The following is a 16,531-nucleotide window of genomic DNA, read 5'->3' on the forward strand; positions in this document are numbered from 1 at the left end:
AATGGCGGGTCGGAGGCGTCCCTGCCACGCCGGGAGTCTATGGTTCCCCCAGAGGCCGATGTCGACAACGCCGTCACCGCCCTCGGCACAACAGAAAGGACCACCCCACACAATGCCGTTGGAGACGCTCATCAACGCGGGATTCGTTGACTACCTGATCCTGCTCATCTATTTCGTGTTCGTTCTCGGGATCGGGCTGGCCGCCAGGCACCAGGTGTCCGACTCCCTTGACTTCTTCCTGTCCGGGCGCAGCCTGCCCGGGTGGGTAACGGGGTTGGCATTCGTGTCAGCCAACCTTGGTGCCGTTGAGATCATGGGTATGTCGGCGAATGGAGCCCAGATCGGCATCCCGACCGTGCACTACTTCTGGATCGGAGCCATCCCGGCGATGGTCTTCCTCGGCATCGTCATGATGCCCTTCTACTACGGCTCCGGGGTGCGCTCGGTGCCGGAGTTCATGCTCAAACGATTCGGGCCTGCCGCCCACTTGGTCAACGCGATCTCGTTCGCGCTCGCCCAGTTGCTCATCGCAGGCATCAACCTCTACCTGCTGGGCACCATCGTCCACGCTCTGCTGGGATGGCCGCTGTGGGTGGCCCTCATCGTTGCTGCGGTGATCGTGCTTGCCTACATCAGCCTTGGTGGCTTGTCGGCAGCCATTTACAACGAGGTGCTGCAGTTCTTCGTCATCGTCGCCTCCCTGCTACCGCTGGTCGTCATCGGTCTGCACCGCGTCGGCGGATGGAATGGGCTCAAGGACAAGATCACCGCTGCAGCGCAGGCCCATCCCGACGCCGTGACTCCGGCTGCCCAGCAGCTGCACTCCTGGCCCGGCCAGGCGCTGTCGGGATTCGACAACCCAGTGATGTCGGTCATCGGCATCACCCTGGGACTCGGATTCGTGCTGTCCTTCGGCTACTGGACGACGAACTTCGTCGAGGTTCAGCGCGCCATGGCCTCTGACTCGCTGTCGTCGGCGCGCAAGACGCCGATCATCGGTGCTTTCCCGAAGATGCTGGTGCCGTTCCTCACTGTTCTGCCCGGGATGTTGGCGGCGGTTCTCGTGCCGGAGATCGCTCGGATGAAGGCGGGCGAGCAGGTCGCCGGTGGTGCGTCGGGCAACCTCGTCCAGTACAACGACTCGGTGTTGTTCCTCATTCGCAACCTGTTGCCGACCGGCTTGACAGGTGTCGCGATCACGGGCCTGCTGGCGGCGTTCATGGCCGGTATGGCCGCGAACATCTCGGCGTTCAACACTGTTTTCAGTGTGGACATCTGGCAGCATTACGTCATCAAGGACAAGTCTGACGTCTACTACGTCAAGGTTGGCCGGATCGCCACGGTCGTCGCGACGGTCATTGCGATTGGGACTGCGTTCCTGGCGTCCGGTTTCTCCAACATCATGGACTACCTGCAAACCCTCTTCGGGTTCTTCAACGCTCCGCTGTTCGCGACGTTCATCCTCGGCATGTTCTGGAAGAAGTCGACGCCTCACGCCGGTTGGTCGGGGCTCGTCGTCGGTACTCTCAGCGCCGTGACGGTGTGGGTCATGAGCCTGACCGGCGTGTTCACCCTGCCTGGTCAGGGAACTGCGTTCCTTGCTGCCACGGTCGGATTCCTCGCCGACATGATCGTCAGTGTTGTGATTTCGCTGTTCACGACGCCGAAGCCGGCCGCGGAGCTCGTCGGTCTGGTGTATTCGGAGACGCCGAAGGAGAGCCTTGTCGATCCGCGAGAGAAAAGCCTGCCGTGGTATCGGCGCACGGTTCCGCTCGGCATAACCGTGCTTGCCATCACCGCTGTTCTCAACATCATTTTCTGAGGAGGTTGTCATGTCGAACGAAACGCCCGCGGCCCGTCGCAATCGTCGCAAGGTCACCCGCGCGATGGATGTTCGTACCGTCATCGGTGACTTGCTTGCGCTCTACGGAGTCATTCTGACGATCACTGGTTTGGTCAAGGGGACAGACGCTCGAGCCGACGTGTGGGCCGGGATCTGCCTGCTCATCACCGGGGCGGCGTTCCTGATGTGGGTGAAGGTTCGCCCCATCAAGGTGCCGGAGGGTTCCAGAAAGACAGATGCTGGCACGTCTGAGGAGAGCTGACACCAGCTGGCACCTACCTGTGCCGGCTTGTTGGACTCCGTGCTGCGGTGTGGCCGGGCCGTGGATGACGCGGCCCGGCCACGTCATCATTTGACCGGTACCGTCGCTTTCCCACACGCCACCGGCCCCATCGTGGTCCACGACATGCACCGCGCGCCCGATCCGTCCTCACATACGAGTTGGACATGCGGAAGGCCACGGCATACCGAACTACTTCTGGAATGCCACGACCTTCTTGGGTCGCGATGGGGGGGTCAGAGGCTTTGACGATGTCTGCGCGAGTTGTCGAGACGGTGTGCGACGTCGACGGCCAGGTCATCCATGTCCTGCGGGTTCCCGACACCGGGACGAACGATGTGAGTGCGTCCGACGTGGCCGTGGTAGAGCGTGAGACGGGAACGCGACTGCGTGAGGGCTGCCTTGGTGACCTTGTCCCAGGTGCCGCGGCGATCCTGTCCAGCACCATGGATGTGGTAGCCCTCGTCGTCAAGATCGACGTACAGCTTCATGTGAACCATCGACCAGGCAGCAGTGACGGCCAGGGCAATGCCACATGCGAGGACGGCAATGAAGAGGATGGTCACGGCTTCATGCCAGTTGTTGGCGATGCTGACGATCATGAGGACGGCACCAATGATCGAAATGATGCCGGCGATGATGAATCCGCGGATCGGAGGCTCCGGCGACATGACGTGCCGGGTCGCGTCAGGTGGAAGATCCGTGAGGTCCTTCTTGGCCATCCCAATCTCCCGTCACTGCAAGGTTAATCTGTGAGGACTCGGCCCCGGCTGTCAGGCGTGAGGGGCGGACCCTCATGGCGGCGAGAGTGGGATTCGAACCCACGGAGGTTGCCCTCGGCCGCTTTCAAGGCGGCTGCACTCGTCCACTATGCGATCTCGCCAACCGAGCTCAACCCGGTAGTCACATCTTAGCCATGATTCGGCGGTGTTACTCACCGTCTCGCACAAGGGCGAGACATGGGGCCCGCGCATGGTCGTTGACATGAGCCTTGGTTCTCTGGGGTTGCTCGCAGCATCTTCGCCGCACCCCCCTTCCGTAATGTCTGTCCTGAGAGGTGCCCCTTCCTCTCCTCCCCTGCACACAGAACACTTGCCCCCAGGTAGGCCCGCCTTCAGCGACATCCAGCCATCGGGACACTGGCGCGGGTGTCTGAATCGCGAATCCTTCAGGCCTGCTCTCATTGCGTTCCCGGTTTTGTCAGCACTCCGATGAGCTCGTTGACCTTGAGCGGCTTGGAGGACGACCGCGTCGTGACGATCTCGCCTGACTGGTCACCCGATCGCCACCCGACTCTCCAGACCTCAGTCATGCGAAGGGTGTAATTGCCCGGGTGCTGGTAGATGTGGCCGCAATGTGGAGACTGGGCTCGCGGATCGGCGTTTGCGGGACGCGGGGTCGAGTGGGTGCAGCGGATGGTCTTCTCACCGGTCTCGTACACGGTCTCCACCCGTTGCGCGTCGAGTGAGACGACGATTCCATGCCCGGAATCACTCGCGGTGTGATGCTCAGCCCCTGGGTTGTGGAACCACAATGGCTGCCCCACAGCCGTGATGTTCCACTTGTTGGCCGAGGGACGCGGCTCAACGTCAATGACGGGTTTCGCCAATCGAATGCTCGTCGCGATGTCGATGGACCAAGCATTGATCTCGTCAGGCGTAGGGCCAGCGAGTCTCCTTGGTACCGGATGTGGGGCCCGACGACCGGGCTTCGGCTTGCCGTCACGCACATTGAGCCCTGGCAAATACGGTATCCGGTTGGCGGACAATATGGCTGAATCGATGTAAGCGTCACTCACCCACCGCTTGCGTGGTTCAGGCGATCCTGGTGACGTATGGCCACGGTGCTCGTCGACATGAGGGTGACGACGTTTGCGATCGGAGTCCCTGTGGCCTGGGGTCCCGTGCTTTCGACGAGAGACCCCGCCTTTGTACTTAACGCTGATTGATCCCCGGTTTGAATCCTCGCTGACTCCACCAGAACCGTCCGCAAACGCAAGAGTTCCAGTACACAGAATCGAGAGGATCAAAATCGCAAAGACGCTTTTTACGCGTGACATGAATCGACCTCGCCCGACTCAGCCTCAGCCACAACTAGACCATGCCCTTCATCGTCCATTGAAAGCTTATCTCTTCGAATACGACCCGATATCACCTTGTCATCCTTCGAATCCTTAAATCTCCAATCGGAGAAATCAGCACACCCCAGAATTGTGATATCAAAATCATTTTCGTCTGCGACTCGCGAAACCTTGACATCACGGAACGGACGATCGAGCGGCAAGGCTCGATGCCCTCGCTTCTTCGCCTCCATATACGCCTCGAACGTGGCGTCTGCGCCATCCTCACTCAGGATCGCCTTGAGCTCAGGCGACAAGGAATCGCCCGCGCCCTCAACCTCGAGCTTGTAGATCTCATCCAAGTACGTCTCATAAACCTTCTTCGCCTCCAAGAACAGCGCATCCTCCTTCGTCCCCGGAACCGGCGTCGCCGTCGCTTTCACGAACCTCGGCCCATCTGAACTCGAAGTCGCGGGCGAGCTCGTCGTCACCACACTCGGTGCCGGTGTCACTCCGCCCATCGAGCCAGAAGCGCCCCCGGCTCTACCACAGGCAGCTGTCCCCACAACTGCCACGACAAGGGCCGCTGTCGTCGCCACACGCCGTCGGCAGCGTCCGCCGTGCTCACCATTCATCACCATGGCGACAATCCTGAAGGACTGGTCAACCGTTGAGAACCCTCGGAACCAAAATCTGTGGACAACCTCGAAAACCTGTGGACAAGATCACCGGGTCATGTGACCGAACCCGGCATCCACCTCGCCCTGTGGCACGCTTGACGTATGCATGCGATCACCGTCCGCCCAACTGACAAGACAGACTCCAAGGGCCGCCATCGTCCAGGTCCCGAGTGCATCGAATGGACCGAAGTTCCGACACCCGAACCCGGTCCCGGCGAGGTCCTCGTCAAGGTGAAGGCAGCAGGCATCAATCGCGGCGACCTCCTGCAGCGTCAAGGCCTCTACCCGCCGCCGAAGGGCGTTTCCGAGACCATGGGCCTCGAGGTCACCGGGACTGTCTCCTCCCTCGGCACCGATGTCGACGGCTGGTCCGAAGGCGACGAGGTCGTCGCCCTGCTCGCCGGCGGCGGATATGCCGAGTACGTCATCGTCCCGGCCGGCCAGCTTCTCCCCATCCCTGCAGGCATCGACCCGGTCACCGCATCAACCCTCATCGAGGTCGCGGCCACCGTCATCTCCAACATGGACCACGTCAGCCTGTCCGAGGACGAGACCTTCCTCGTCCACGGTGGCGCCGGCGGCATCGGACAGTTCGCCATCCAGTACGCCAAGTCCCTCGGTTGCACGGTCATCACCACCTGTGGCACCACCGAGAAGCAGGAGTTCTGCCGCAACCTCGGCGCCGACGTCGCCCTCGACTACCACGAGGACTGGGTAGCCGGCGTCAAGGAAGCCACCGATGGTCGCGGCGTCGACGTCATCCTCGACGTCATGGGTGCCAAGTATCTTGGCCTCAATGTCGACGCCCTGGCGACCGGCGGCCGTCTCGACATCATTGGGATGCAGGGCGGCGTCAAGGGAGAGCTCAACATCGGCAAGCTCCTTATCAAGCGCGCCCTCGTCACCGCTACCAGCCTGCGCCCACGTCCCCTGGAGGAGAAGGCCAAGATCTGCCGGCGGGTCCGTGAGATTGCCTGGCCGCTCTACAGCAACGGAAGCATCAAGCCCGCTCCCGTTGAGTCCTTCCCCATGCCCGAGGCCGGCAAGGCCCACGCTCGCCTGGAATCCGGCGAAGTGCTCGGGAAGGTCGCGCTGACCCTCTGACCCTCCCCAACGGAGAACGACCTGTCACAGCCTCGGCTGCGGCAGGTCGTTGTGTGTGCACGGCCATGTAGTTCCCACGACCCGCTCAACCAGCCTGCCGACCATCCAGCCTCGACTCAGACCACCCCTCATTACATGACCCCACAGTGGTGATCCGGTTCCTGACCAATCCTTCTGCAGTCCCTTACAGCACCTTTCGCTTGCCCCACCCGATGGAACCCCCTCCCACTCCCGTATGGCTATCAGGGCCATACCCACGGTCTCTGCCAGCTGAGGTGGCACCACCCGCAATCAGCACCCGAATTCCACCACTGCCACTGGATCGCATATCCATTTGAGTATATGCATATATATGCGCTAGAGTGAACGGCGTGTCCAAGGTCATCACTCAGCTTCCCGTCGGCCAGCGCGTCGGCATCGCATTCTCCGGAGGTCTCGACACCTCGGTAGCCGTCGCGTGGATGCGCGAGAACGGCGCGATCCCGTGCACCTACACCGCTGACATCGGTCAGTACGACGAGCCCGACATCGCGTCAGTGCCGGGCCGCGCCCTCGACTACGGCGCAGAGATCTCCCGACTCGTCGACTGCAAGGCAGCCCTCGTCGAGGAGGGCCTGAGCGCCATCGCATGCGGCGCCTTCAACGTCCGCTCCGCCGGGCGACCCTACTTCAACACCACCCCCATCGGGCGCGCCGTCACCGGAACCCTGCTGGTTCGTGCCATGCACACTGACGACGTCTCCATCTGGGGCGACGGTTCCACCTACAAGGGCAACGACATCGAGCGGTTCTACCGCTACGGCCTGCTCGCCAATCCGCAGCTGCGCATCTACAAACCCTGGCTCGACGAGAACTTCGTCGCCGAGCTCGGCGGTCGCGACGAGATGAGCGCCTGGCTCACCGCCCACGACCTGCCCTACCGCGACTCCAAGGAGAAGGCCTACTCCACCGACGCCAACATCTGGGGTGCCACCCACGAGGCCAAGACGCTTGAGTCCCTGCACGTCTCGATCGAGTCCGTCGAGCCCATCATGGGCGTCAAGTTCTGGGACCCCGACGTCAAGATCGACACCGAGGAGGTGACGATCTCCTTCGAGCAGGGTATGCCCGTCGCCATCAACGGCAAGGAGTACGACAACAAGGTCGCCCTCGTCCTGGAGGCCAACGCCATCGGTGGCCGCCACGGACTCGGCATGAGTGACCAGATCGAGAACCGCATCATCGAGGCGAAGTCCCGCGGCATCTACGAAGCCCCAGGAATGGCCCTGCTCCACATCGCCTACGAGCGGCTCGTCAACGCCATTCACAACGAGGACACCCTCGCGACTTATCACAACGAGGGACGTCGTCTCGGGCGGCTGCTTTATGAGGGGCGCTGGCTCGACCCGCAGTCCCTCATGATCCGTGAGTCGCTGACTCACTGGGTTGCCAGCGCCGTCACGGGTTCGGTCACTCTCAAGCTGCGTCGCGGCTGGGATTATTCCATCCTCGACACCACGGGCCCGAACTTCTCGTACCATTCCGAGAAGCTGTCGATGGAGCGCGTCGAGGGCGCCGCATTCGGACCGACCGACCGTATCGGTCAGCTCACCATGCGCAACCTCGACATCGCCGACACCCGCGAGAAGCTGGAGCTCTATTCCGACCAGGGCCAACTCACCAGCCATGCCGACCTCGTCGGACAGCTGGAGTCCGGCGGCGCGGCGGCCATCGCGTCCAATGGATATGACGACGATGACGACAGCCAGAAGGCTCTCGACGCCGCCGCAATGGAATTCGGTGTCGACTGATCATTGGCCTCCTGAGTTCGGGCCGTCCGGGGTCACCTCGGACGGCCCGGATGAGTTACGCCAGCCGTTACCCAGTATTCAGAATGTGGGCTCTTGCACAGAGTCCCCCCTCAGCTGGCACACTATCGCCATGAGCAACAACACGACGCCGCCCAATGACTGGAATAGCTCCACCGGAAATTCCCCATATCAGTCGTCGAATTACCCCTCACAGCCCTACCCACAGAACAATCAGCCGTCTTACCCCTATGGGCCCGCTGGCTCCAGCCCATCGCCGTCTGACAATGACCAGAAGGGATTCTTCGGATCCCTGTTCGACATGTCCTTCAACTACTACGTGACGCCCAAGATCGCGAAGATCGTCTACATCCTGACGATCATCTGCGGCGTTGCGATGTGGATCGGCGCGATCATCACAGCTGGCGGCGTCGGCAGTGCCATCGGGGAAGCCGCTAACGACAGCTCCGGTGGCAGCGGCGTACTCGTCGTGTTCGCGATTCTCCTGGGATGGATCCCGGCATTCTTGTTCATCATTGGCGTGAGGATGCAGATCGAGTTCGTCCTTGCGCTCATCAAGACCAGCGAGAACACCTCCGCTCTCCGCCGGACGTTGAACCGCTGACCCATTCCCGACGGGCCGCACATCACTGCTGGTGTGCGGCCCTTGCCATGCCAAGATCGTGGACGCACGAGTCAGCAAGGTCGTTGTAGAGTGCTCAAATGCACGGTTACCGGGATGTCATCGCCGTCCGGGAGGTGTGGACGACCCTCCTCTTGTCGGCTCTCATCCGGATTTCGATTTTCAGCCTCGGAATCGTCATGAGTGTCCACGTTGTCAGCTCACTGCACCTGGACTACGTACGGGCCGGAGCCGTGACGACCGTTGTCACCATCGCAACGATGATTTCCGGGCCGTGGCGCGGCAGCATGGTTGACCGCAAAGGACTGCGGCGAACGATGCTCCCTTCCCTGGTCATTACGACGATCGCTTGGGGATTGTCGCCTTGGATGGGATATTTCCCACTCCTCGCGCTCTGTGCCATCGGTGGCCTGTGGAACTACCCGATCTTCACCATCCCACGCCAGGTCCTGATGGCCGCCGTACCAACATCCCGACGCCGCGCCGCGCTGTCGCTGGACTCGGTGACCGTGGAGATTTGCTACATGATCGGTCCGACGGTCGCCATCATTGCAGCGACGACCATCGGAACCCGGATCACCATTACCGCGTGTGGGTTCATCGCTGCCATCGGCGCTGCGGGGCTCATGATCCTCAACCCAGCGACCACGGAGCCGACCAAGGTCGATCCGGTGCCGCCCGCCGCACGGACCCCAGCGTCGGCGGCACCGGTCGTTCAGGCCCCTCACGACCGGACAATGGCGTGGCTGTCCCCCCGGTCGGCGTCCATCCTGTTCGCCGTCATCGCAGCCGGCTTCTGCCTGGGCGGGATGGAGCTGACGACCGTCGCAGCGATGAGGTCAATGGGCCGTCCCGAGACGATCGGATGGGTGCTCGCAGCCTCTGGTTTCGGGTCAGCGATCGGTGGCGTCATGTATGGCGCCCTGCCCCGAGGGGCGTCCACGGCGCTTCTCCTCTTCTTCCTTGGTGCGACGACCGCGCTGCCCTCGATGTCCAGCGGCCCTGGGTCGACCGCCATCCTGCTGTTCGTGGGTGGCGTGTTCTGCGCCCCGACGATCACCTCTTCCGTCGATGCCTTGACCGACCTGGTGCCGGCGGATTCTCGAGGAACCATCATCGGATGGCAGGGATCGTGTCTCAACGGTGGTACGGCCATGGCAGCTCCGTTGATTGGCGCCATCATGGACTCTCACGGGTGGCAATGGGGATTCCTCGTCGCTGGCATCACCAGCGCCATCATCGGAGCCCTCGTGTGGACGACGGCCAAGGTGGTGACGAGACGCCAGACCGCGTAATCGCTGATCCGCCTGTCCGACAGGCCCACCCCCCTGTTTCCCGATCACTGTCACCCCGAACCATCGTGGTGATCCTGCAAGCGGGCTACCCCGCTGCCACAACAGAGGGCGCCAGCCCCACAAGCGACCGGAATGACCACGGGGCGGGGAACGGAAGGGCGGGAAGAGGGAGAAGGGGAAAGGAAGAGGGGCTAAACGGAGTCGGTGGAGCGGGCAGGGGGACGACAGGTCCCACCACGGAGAAGGGCCCAAGAGCGACACAACCCCCTCAGGCCCTTCTCCCTCACCACTCGCTCGGCGAGTCCGCCGACATGGGCGACGGTCTTCCCGGACTCAACTCTTCGGCATGGGGCCGTACGGGTTCCTCATCACGCACATCGACAGTTGGCCCGAGCCCAGCCCTTTCCGCGTGGCCCGGGGTCGCACCAGATGGACCGAACCCGTCAGATCCTGCAGAAGCCGCTTTCTCCGCTGCCGCCTTGCGATCGGCGTCGATGCGGTCCCGGACTGCCTCCTCCGAGGACGGAACCGACATCGTCTGACGCTTCGGTTCCTCATCCTCGACAGGTGCAGGTTCCGGAGCATCCTTCCACTCATCGCCCAGGTAAATGATGGTGTCGCCGTCCTTCGGGTCACTCATGTCGATGTTCGCGACACTCACCGCCGACGGCTTGACGACAAACATCACGACTGCCTCGGGCAAGGCTTGGCGGAACTGTTCCCAAGTCCGATTCTCATCCAGCTCGACCCGACGCACCCTCTTGCCGCTGCGCCACATCTTGTCCATCGCCGAGTGGGTTGTCGGCGGGTCGAAGGCCGTCCTCGCCTTGAGAATCTGCGCGGCACCGGTGGTCGCGTCCTCGGCGTCGCCCTCATCCAGGCGCTCGAGCTGGAACACATTCGCCCGCCCCAACGCACGCCGATAATGCACCGATGCGATGGAGTTCGTGTCGTCGTCAGGAGTACACGCCACCATCGACGCGATACCCGCGAGGTCCATGTCCTCAGTCGCGTACTCGGACAGGAAGTCCGCCGCCTCGCACCTGAGTCCTGCTTTCCGGGCCGCGTAGAGGTCGTAAGCACGCCGGGTGACGATGAGGGTGGGAACGTCCAGGTCACGCAAGGTCCTCGCCGTGTCGATGCTCCAGGCCGGTGACCCCGCGAACATCACGCCGCGCGGACTTGCCGACGCCAGCCCCAGCCTCTCGGCGAGCCTGCCGATGCCCAGGCCGTAGATGGCCACCGTGCAGACGATGACGAGGAACACCAGCGGCACGAGTCGGTCGACCTGGCTCGCCATCCCCGCGATCTGGTCGGCGATGGAGACCAGCTGCTTGGCCCGCTGAGGATCGGAGCTGGCAAGCTCCGTGGCCTCCTTCCGGACGTTGCTGGCGGACTCGCTGAACTCCATGGCGAAGATTGACGTCACCGATGCCGCCACGATTCCTCGTGGGGCCATGAAAGCCATCAGGATGCGCTCCTGGCGAGTCGTCTCGGTCCTCATCAGTCCCAGCATCACCGACGCGGGCCGGATCACCAGTACGAGCAGGGCGACGAAGATCAGGCCTATCGGCAGGATGTCGACGATCTGGGAGGGCGTCACTCGTCCGGCCAGCATGATGAACAACACCCCGACGAGCAGCACCTGCAGGTGCTCCTTGAACTCGATGACGGGCTCGAGCTCGAGGTTGCGCTGGTTTGCCAGGTAGATGCCCAGCATCGTCACGGCGACCAGCCCGGACTCCTCACGTAGGAAGTTCGCCCCGACGCAGGTACCGACCGCGACCCCGACAAAGATCACGCCCTGCAGGAAGTCCGGGATGAGATGACGCCTCATCATGGCCGTGACGACCCACCCGATCGGCGCCGCGAACAATAGCCCAACCACCAGAGTGAGCCCCAGGTCCAGCACGCTTTGTCCGATCGAGGACCCATCGATGCTGCTGATGGCCTGGTAGACCAACAGGGCGAGGATCGCGCCCAGCGGATCGACGACGATGCCCTCCCACCTCAGCAGGGCGCTCACCCGTCGGGTGGGCCTCAACTGACGCAGGATCGGGTTGATGACCGTCGGGCCGGTGACGATGAGGATCGCGCCCAACAGCAGGGAAACACGACCGTCGAACCCCAAAGCCATCGCAGCCAGGGTGATGAGAGCCCACGCAATCCCCACGGTGACGGTGCACAACCGAAAAATCGGCCGTCCCAGGTCACGAACTTCGCGAAGCTTGAGCCCAAGTGACCCTTCGAAGAGGATGATTGCCACTGAGAGGTTGACACCGTCAAACAGGAGCTGCCTTCCGAAGATCTCATCGGGAGTAACCCACTGTCCGAGTACGAAACCGATCACCAGGAGGAACAGCAGCGCGGGTAGGCGTAAACGCCATCCGAGCCACTGGGCACCGACCGCAAGCGCGAGTACGAGTGCCATATATGTTGCTGCATCCACCGGGGCACTCTAACCGGCGCAGTGCCGGTTTTCCCACGCGAGGAAGCACGGGGACCGGGTGCCGGTGGGCCCTGACACGCCGCAGCGGCGTATACGAAAGTCGAATGGACTGATGACGGGCTGTCCAAAAGTACAGATCTGACTGTTCCGAAAATCACCTCTGTGATCTGCCCCAGCAGCCAAAACCCTGAAATGAGTACGTGAACATCCGCCTGACCAGGCTTTTTGGACGTCCGATTTGGTCACTGTCAATGTCAAGTCATTCTCTGAAAAGCACTTGTACCATCACAGCCAGTTGACGTTGAAACACGCCGCCTCGGCCCATTGGAAAGGAGTCATCGTGAATCGGACGAACGATTGCACCCTCCCGTCCTGCGCCAGCCTCAGAGCGGTCTTCCAGCACCCCCTGCTCGAGGGTGACAGCACTGCCGCCACACCCGACGAACAGCGTCTGGAGCGCGCTCTGCAGGCCCGCGCTCGAGCTGCCTGCTCCGCCTGCCCTCTCTTCGAACAGTGCCTTGAGAACGCCATCCTCGACCACGACGTCGCTGGATTCGCTGCTGGCACAACCCCGCGTCAGCGCTCCCGTATTCGCTCCTGCCTGGGGGTCCGGGTTCGTCCCGACGACTTCGAGTCCTTGGCCGGAGCCATCGGTCGCGGGCACCAGGTGTCCACCCAGGAGGTCGTCAGGCTCCGTCGGACTCACCCCAACCAACCGCTGAGCTTCATCGCAGACCGTCTCGGCTGCTCGCTGTCCACCGTGAAGCGTCACCTGCGTCGGGCTCGCGACACCTCGTCGGTCCCGCGCCGCAAGGCTCCTGCGAAAGTCAAGACGACCAGCCTGGCCGCTGCGTACGAGTCGGTGACCGGACGCCCGCACCCGAGCCGCGCACGGCTGGCTGCCTGAGAAAGTCACGTCCTGTTCACCGCATGACCATCACACGGTGGCAGTCTGGCTGACATGACATTCAATCCTCGTATGGTGGCCCTCGACATCGACGGGACCCTCGTCGATTTTGAGGGCGAACTCCCGGACTCAATCCGTATGGCGGTCGCCAAGATCGACGTCCCTGTCGTCCTGGCGACCGGGCGAGGGCTCTTCGGAGCCATCCCCGTCCATGAGGCTCTCGGCCTGCAGGGAGGGCATGTGGTGGTGTCCAACGGAGCCGTCACCGCGACGATGTCCCCCGTCAAGGTCGAGTCCCAAGTCACCTTTGATCCGCGACCCATCATCGATCACGTCATGGACGTCTACCCGCAAGCGCTCATCGCGGTTGAGGATGTCGGCGTCGGTTACCGCCTCAACCAGCTCTTCCCCGCCGGGGAGCTGCAGGGCGAACTCCACATCGAGACCATTGACGAGTTGCGCTCCCGTCCGGCCCCGCGCGTCATCATCCGCGACCCGAACGGTTATGCCGACTCCTTCCGCGACCTGGCCCACAGCCTCGACCTGCACAGCGTCTCCTACGTCATCGGCTGGTCGGCCTGGCTCGACATCACTCCGGAGGGCGTGACGAAGGCCTCTGCCCTTGACACCCTGTGCCGTATCAAGGGCATCGATCCCAAGGACGTGCTGGCCATCGGCGACGGCAACAACGATGTCGAGATGTTGCAGTGGGCTGGACGTGGAGTGGCCGTCGGCGACGCCCCCGACTCCGTCAAGGCCATTGCTGACGACGTCGCCCCCTGCTTTGCCGACGGCGGCACCGCAGTCGAGCTGGGACGCTGGTTCTGAGACCGGTCACTCCGCCTGGCTGCCCCCGATAGCCGGGAACCGGCCTCAGTCGACCTGCCCTGCCCGCAACACACCCGGTTCAATGCGACACTCCGCCCCGAGGTCCATCGGGGCGATACGCCCTGCCGCCCGGGCCTCGAAGAGCTTCGGCAGCAGCATCGCGGTCAGAGTCGTCGGGGAGATGGTGTTGACGTAGATCTTCGTCCCGCCCTCGAACCCGGCCAAGGTCGAGATGCGCAACTTGAGGATGATCCGCCACGGCACCGGCACTCCGGTCCTCATCGGACGGTAATGCCACTCCTCATTGGCCGGCACATCATCGCTGACGGCGACGTGGGCGGCGTGCAACAGGTCCGACATGGCGTCAATCCCGTCGTCGTCGACACGCCACGGCTGGTCAGCGCGGCCCGTCGACCACACCTCGACCGAAGGGTATCTGTGGCCAAAACCAACCATCATGACAGCGCCCTCGTTGCGGGCCAGCACCAGACCGTGCTCGACCGCGAAATCAGGCCCCCAGCGATTGAAAATGCCCGGGTCGAGGACGGCCTTGGACAGCACCGACTCGTTGTCGGCTCCCACCTCGTCAATGGCCACCAGCTGCTTGTGCAGATGATCGAACGACGCCCCGGCCGGCTTGAGCCAGTTCTGGAAGGCCACCACATAGCGGACGTGCTTGTTGTGTCGGTGCAGCTGGATCATCGAGTCGACGGTCAGGGCCATGAACGCCCGGTGCTCGTCAACGGTCAGGCTTGCCGATCCGGCAACATCGGCCGTCGTCGTCGCGTCGTCGGTGTAGTGCCGTCTGGCGACGATGACGTCGTGCCCACCGGCGAAAAAGGCCGCAGAGGCCTCCCGCAACTCCTTCGGGTCGAGGTCCTCACCGCGCTTGTCCGCCCCAACCGCCTTGAACTTGGCGTTGAGAACCGACCGGACATGGGCCTCCCCCGCCGGGTTTGACAGGTATTCCTCCTGCCAGTCGCGCGAGGCACGCGGGAGGTCCATCCCCCAGTTGATCTGCCAGTACTGCCACGACAAGATCTCGAACAAGTTGGGTATCCGTCGGAACTCCGCGATGGTGGCGTCGAGCTGGTCCGCCGGGACGCGACGCACGAGGTCGTGGCCCCGCACCCGCCCGCCGTCACGCTTCACCAACCGGGTCTTCTCCGGAGGGGTCGCCAGCAGGTTGTCCGGGCAGAAGGCGCAGGTCGCGCGACGATCGCGCTCGGTCAGCTCCCGAGTCTGCGCGGCTGGTTCACCCAGCGGACGGGCGCCGCGGCCAGGAATCGTCCACACCTTCGTACCCGTGAACGGGTTGACCTGCTTGATGGTGCCGTCGGGCAGTTCCCAGTAGTACGGCTCGTCACTCACATCGACGGCTCGATGAACTCGCGACCACCGAGGTGGGGACGCAGCGCCTCGGGCACACGCACCGAACCGTCAGCCTGCTGGTGATTCTCCAGCAGCATGATGATGATGCGGGTCATCGCGCACAGGGTGCCATTGAGGGTGGCCAGCGGTTCGACCCCGTCAGGTCCGCGGTGACGGATGGAGAGACGACGTGCCTGGAAGGTCGTGCAGTTCGAGGTCGAGGTGATCTCGCGGTAACGACTCTGGGTCGGCAGCCAGCCGTAGCAGTCGTACTTGCGAGCGGCCGAAAGGCCCAGATCACCGGAGGCGACGTCGAGCACCTGGAACGGGATCTCCAGCGCCGAGATGAAGTCCTTCTCGAAGCTCAGCAGCTTCTCGTGCCAGCCCTCGGCCTCCTCGGGCAGGCAGTAGACGAACATCTCGACCTTGTCGAACCAGTGGACGCGGAAGATACCGCGGGTGTCCTTGCCATAGGAGCCGGCCTCGCGTCGGTAGCACGGGGAGAAAGCGACGTAGCGCTTCGGCAGCTCGGCGTCGGCGAGGATCTCGTCGGAGTGGAACGCAGCCAGGGCAACCTCGGAGGTGCCCACCAAGTACTGGTCGTCCTTGGGCAGGTAGTAGACGTCGTCAGCGGCCTGGCCGAGGAATCCGGTTCCCTCCATTGCCGAGGGCTTGACGAGAGCCGGCGGGATCATCGGGGTGAATCCCCACTGCGCTGCCTTCGACATCGCCAGGTTCAGCAAGGCGAACTCCAGCTGGGCGCCGACGCCGGTGAGGACGTAGAAGCGGGAGCCGGAAATCTTGGTACCGCGCTCCATGTCGATCGCGCCAAGGGCCTCGCCGATCTCGAGATGATCCTTGGGTACGAAGCCCTCCGCGGCGAAGTCACGTGGGGTGCCGACGGTCTCCTTGATGACTCCCTCATCCTCGCCACCAGCGGGAACGCCATCGATGACGATGTTGCCAAGGGTCTTGGCGAGCTCGACGAACTGGGCGTCAGCCTCGTCAGCGGCCTTCTTGAGATCGGAGACCTCACTGGCAATCGACTTGGTGCGAGCCAGCAACTCGGCCTTCTCGTCGCCGGACGCCTTGGCGATGCGCTTGCCCAGCCCCTTCTGTTCAGCGCGCAGGTTCTCGTGGGCGGCAATGGCCTCACGACGAGCCTCATCAGCAGCGATGATCTCGTCGACGACCGAGGGATCCTCATCGCGGGCGATCTGGGAGCGGCGAACGGAATCCGGATCCGTTCGCAGGAGCTTGGGATCGATCATGTGGCCGATCCTAC

Annotated in this window: 14 protein-coding genes and 1 tRNA gene; 8 read left to right on the top strand and 7 right to left on the bottom strand. The window is 63.1% G+C overall.

Annotated elements, in window-relative coordinates:
- Nucleotides 1-112 precede the first annotated feature (112 nt).
- A complete protein-coding gene (locus tag ACSJJT_RS06550; RefSeq protein WP_435917523.1) occupies nucleotides 113-1,822 on the top strand; it encodes a sodium:solute symporter family protein in 1,710 nt (569 codons plus the stop codon).
- Nucleotides 1,823-1,886: 64 nt separating this feature from the next.
- Nucleotides 1,887-2,105, top strand: a complete 219-nt coding sequence (locus ACSJJT_RS06555) for a hypothetical protein (RefSeq protein ID WP_435917697.1) — start codon at nucleotides 1,887-1,889, stop codon at nucleotides 2,103-2,105.
- Nucleotides 2,106-2,359: 254 nt separating this feature from the next.
- Here ACSJJT_RS06555 and ACSJJT_RS06560 read toward each other — a convergent pair whose 3' ends face one another.
- From ACSJJT_RS06560 to ACSJJT_RS06575, 4 genes are all read right to left on the bottom strand, one after another.
- On the bottom strand, nucleotides 2,360-2,851 hold the full coding sequence (locus tag ACSJJT_RS06560; protein WP_435917698.1) for a hypothetical protein: 492 nt from the start codon (nucleotides 2,849-2,851) through the stop codon (nucleotides 2,360-2,362).
- A 69-nt stretch (nucleotides 2,852-2,920) separates the two neighbouring features.
- Nucleotides 2,921-3,006: transfer RNA gene (locus ACSJJT_RS06565), tRNA-Ser, on the bottom strand.
- Nucleotides 3,007-3,303: 297 nt separating this feature from the next.
- Nucleotides 3,304-3,771 carry a hypothetical protein gene (locus ACSJJT_RS06570; RefSeq protein WP_435917699.1) on the bottom strand — a complete coding sequence of 156 codons (468 nt, stop codon included), beginning with the start codon at nucleotides 3,769-3,771 and terminating at the stop codon, nucleotides 3,304-3,306.
- A gap of 398 nt (nucleotides 3,772-4,169) precedes the next feature.
- Complete coding sequence (locus ACSJJT_RS06575) at nucleotides 4,170-4,823, bottom strand: hypothetical protein (protein WP_435917524.1); 654 nt, start codon at nucleotides 4,821-4,823, stop codon at nucleotides 4,170-4,172.
- Between the two features lie 141 nt (nucleotides 4,824-4,964).
- Between ACSJJT_RS06575 and ACSJJT_RS06580 the strand changes: the two genes are divergently transcribed.
- The 4 genes from ACSJJT_RS06580 (at nucleotide 4,965) to ACSJJT_RS06595 (ending at nucleotide 9,691) form a co-directional block, all read left to right on the top strand.
- A complete protein-coding gene (locus ACSJJT_RS06580) occupies nucleotides 4,965-5,966 on the top strand; it encodes an NAD(P)H-quinone oxidoreductase (protein ID WP_435917525.1) in 1,002 nt (333 codons plus the stop codon).
- 362 nt (nucleotides 5,967-6,328) lie between these two features.
- Nucleotides 6,329-7,756 (top strand): argininosuccinate synthase, encoded by a 1,428-nt coding sequence (argG, locus tag ACSJJT_RS06585; protein WP_435917526.1) that lies wholly within the window; start codon nucleotides 6,329-6,331, stop codon nucleotides 7,754-7,756.
- A gap of 130 nt (nucleotides 7,757-7,886) precedes the next feature.
- Nucleotides 7,887-8,378 (top strand): DUF4282 domain-containing protein, encoded by a 492-nt coding sequence (locus ACSJJT_RS06590; RefSeq protein ID WP_435917527.1) that lies wholly within the window; start codon nucleotides 7,887-7,889, stop codon nucleotides 8,376-8,378.
- Nucleotides 8,379-8,476: 98 nt separating this feature from the next.
- Nucleotides 8,477-9,691 carry an MFS transporter gene (locus ACSJJT_RS06595; protein WP_435917528.1) on the top strand — a complete coding sequence of 405 codons (1,215 nt, stop codon included), beginning with the start codon at nucleotides 8,477-8,479 and terminating at the stop codon, nucleotides 9,689-9,691.
- Nucleotides 9,692-9,974: 283 nt separating this feature from the next.
- Here ACSJJT_RS06595 and ACSJJT_RS06600 read toward each other — a convergent pair whose 3' ends face one another.
- Nucleotides 9,975-12,122 (bottom strand): cation:proton antiporter, encoded by a 2,148-nt coding sequence (locus tag ACSJJT_RS06600; protein ID WP_435917529.1) that lies wholly within the window; start codon nucleotides 12,120-12,122, stop codon nucleotides 9,975-9,977.
- 358 nt (nucleotides 12,123-12,480) lie between these two features.
- Here ACSJJT_RS06600 and ACSJJT_RS06605 point away from each other — a divergent pair, with 358 nt between their 5' ends.
- Nucleotides 12,481-13,047, top strand: coding sequence for a WhiB family transcriptional regulator (locus ACSJJT_RS06605; RefSeq protein WP_435917530.1), 567 nt, complete (start codon nucleotides 12,481-12,483; stop codon nucleotides 13,045-13,047).
- A 72-nt stretch (nucleotides 13,048-13,119) separates the two neighbouring features.
- The gene (locus ACSJJT_RS06610) at nucleotides 13,120-13,875 is read left to right on the top strand and encodes an HAD family hydrolase (protein WP_435917700.1); all 756 of its coding nucleotides are present in this window, start codon (nucleotides 13,120-13,122) and stop codon (nucleotides 13,873-13,875) included.
- Between the two features lie 45 nt (nucleotides 13,876-13,920).
- Here ACSJJT_RS06610 and ACSJJT_RS06615 read toward each other — a convergent pair whose 3' ends face one another.
- Together ACSJJT_RS06615 and serS are read right to left on the bottom strand one after the other, a co-directional pair.
- Nucleotides 13,921-15,246: a DUF4921 family protein gene (locus tag ACSJJT_RS06615; RefSeq protein WP_435917531.1), complete on the bottom strand. Its 1,326-nt coding sequence runs from the start codon at nucleotides 15,244-15,246 to the stop codon at nucleotides 13,921-13,923.
- Nucleotides 15,243-16,517: a serine--tRNA ligase gene (serS, locus tag ACSJJT_RS06620; RefSeq protein ID WP_435917532.1), complete on the bottom strand. Its 1,275-nt coding sequence runs from the start codon at nucleotides 16,515-16,517 to the stop codon at nucleotides 15,243-15,245. Before serS ends, ACSJJT_RS06615 begins: the two co-directional genes overlap by 4 nt.
- Nucleotides 16,518-16,531 lie beyond the last annotated feature (14 nt).

It is taken from the genome of Cutibacterium nasicola (assembly GCF_051303185.1).
In the GTDB taxonomy this organism is placed as follows: Bacteria; Actinomycetota; Actinomycetes; order Propionibacteriales; family Propionibacteriaceae; genus Cutibacterium.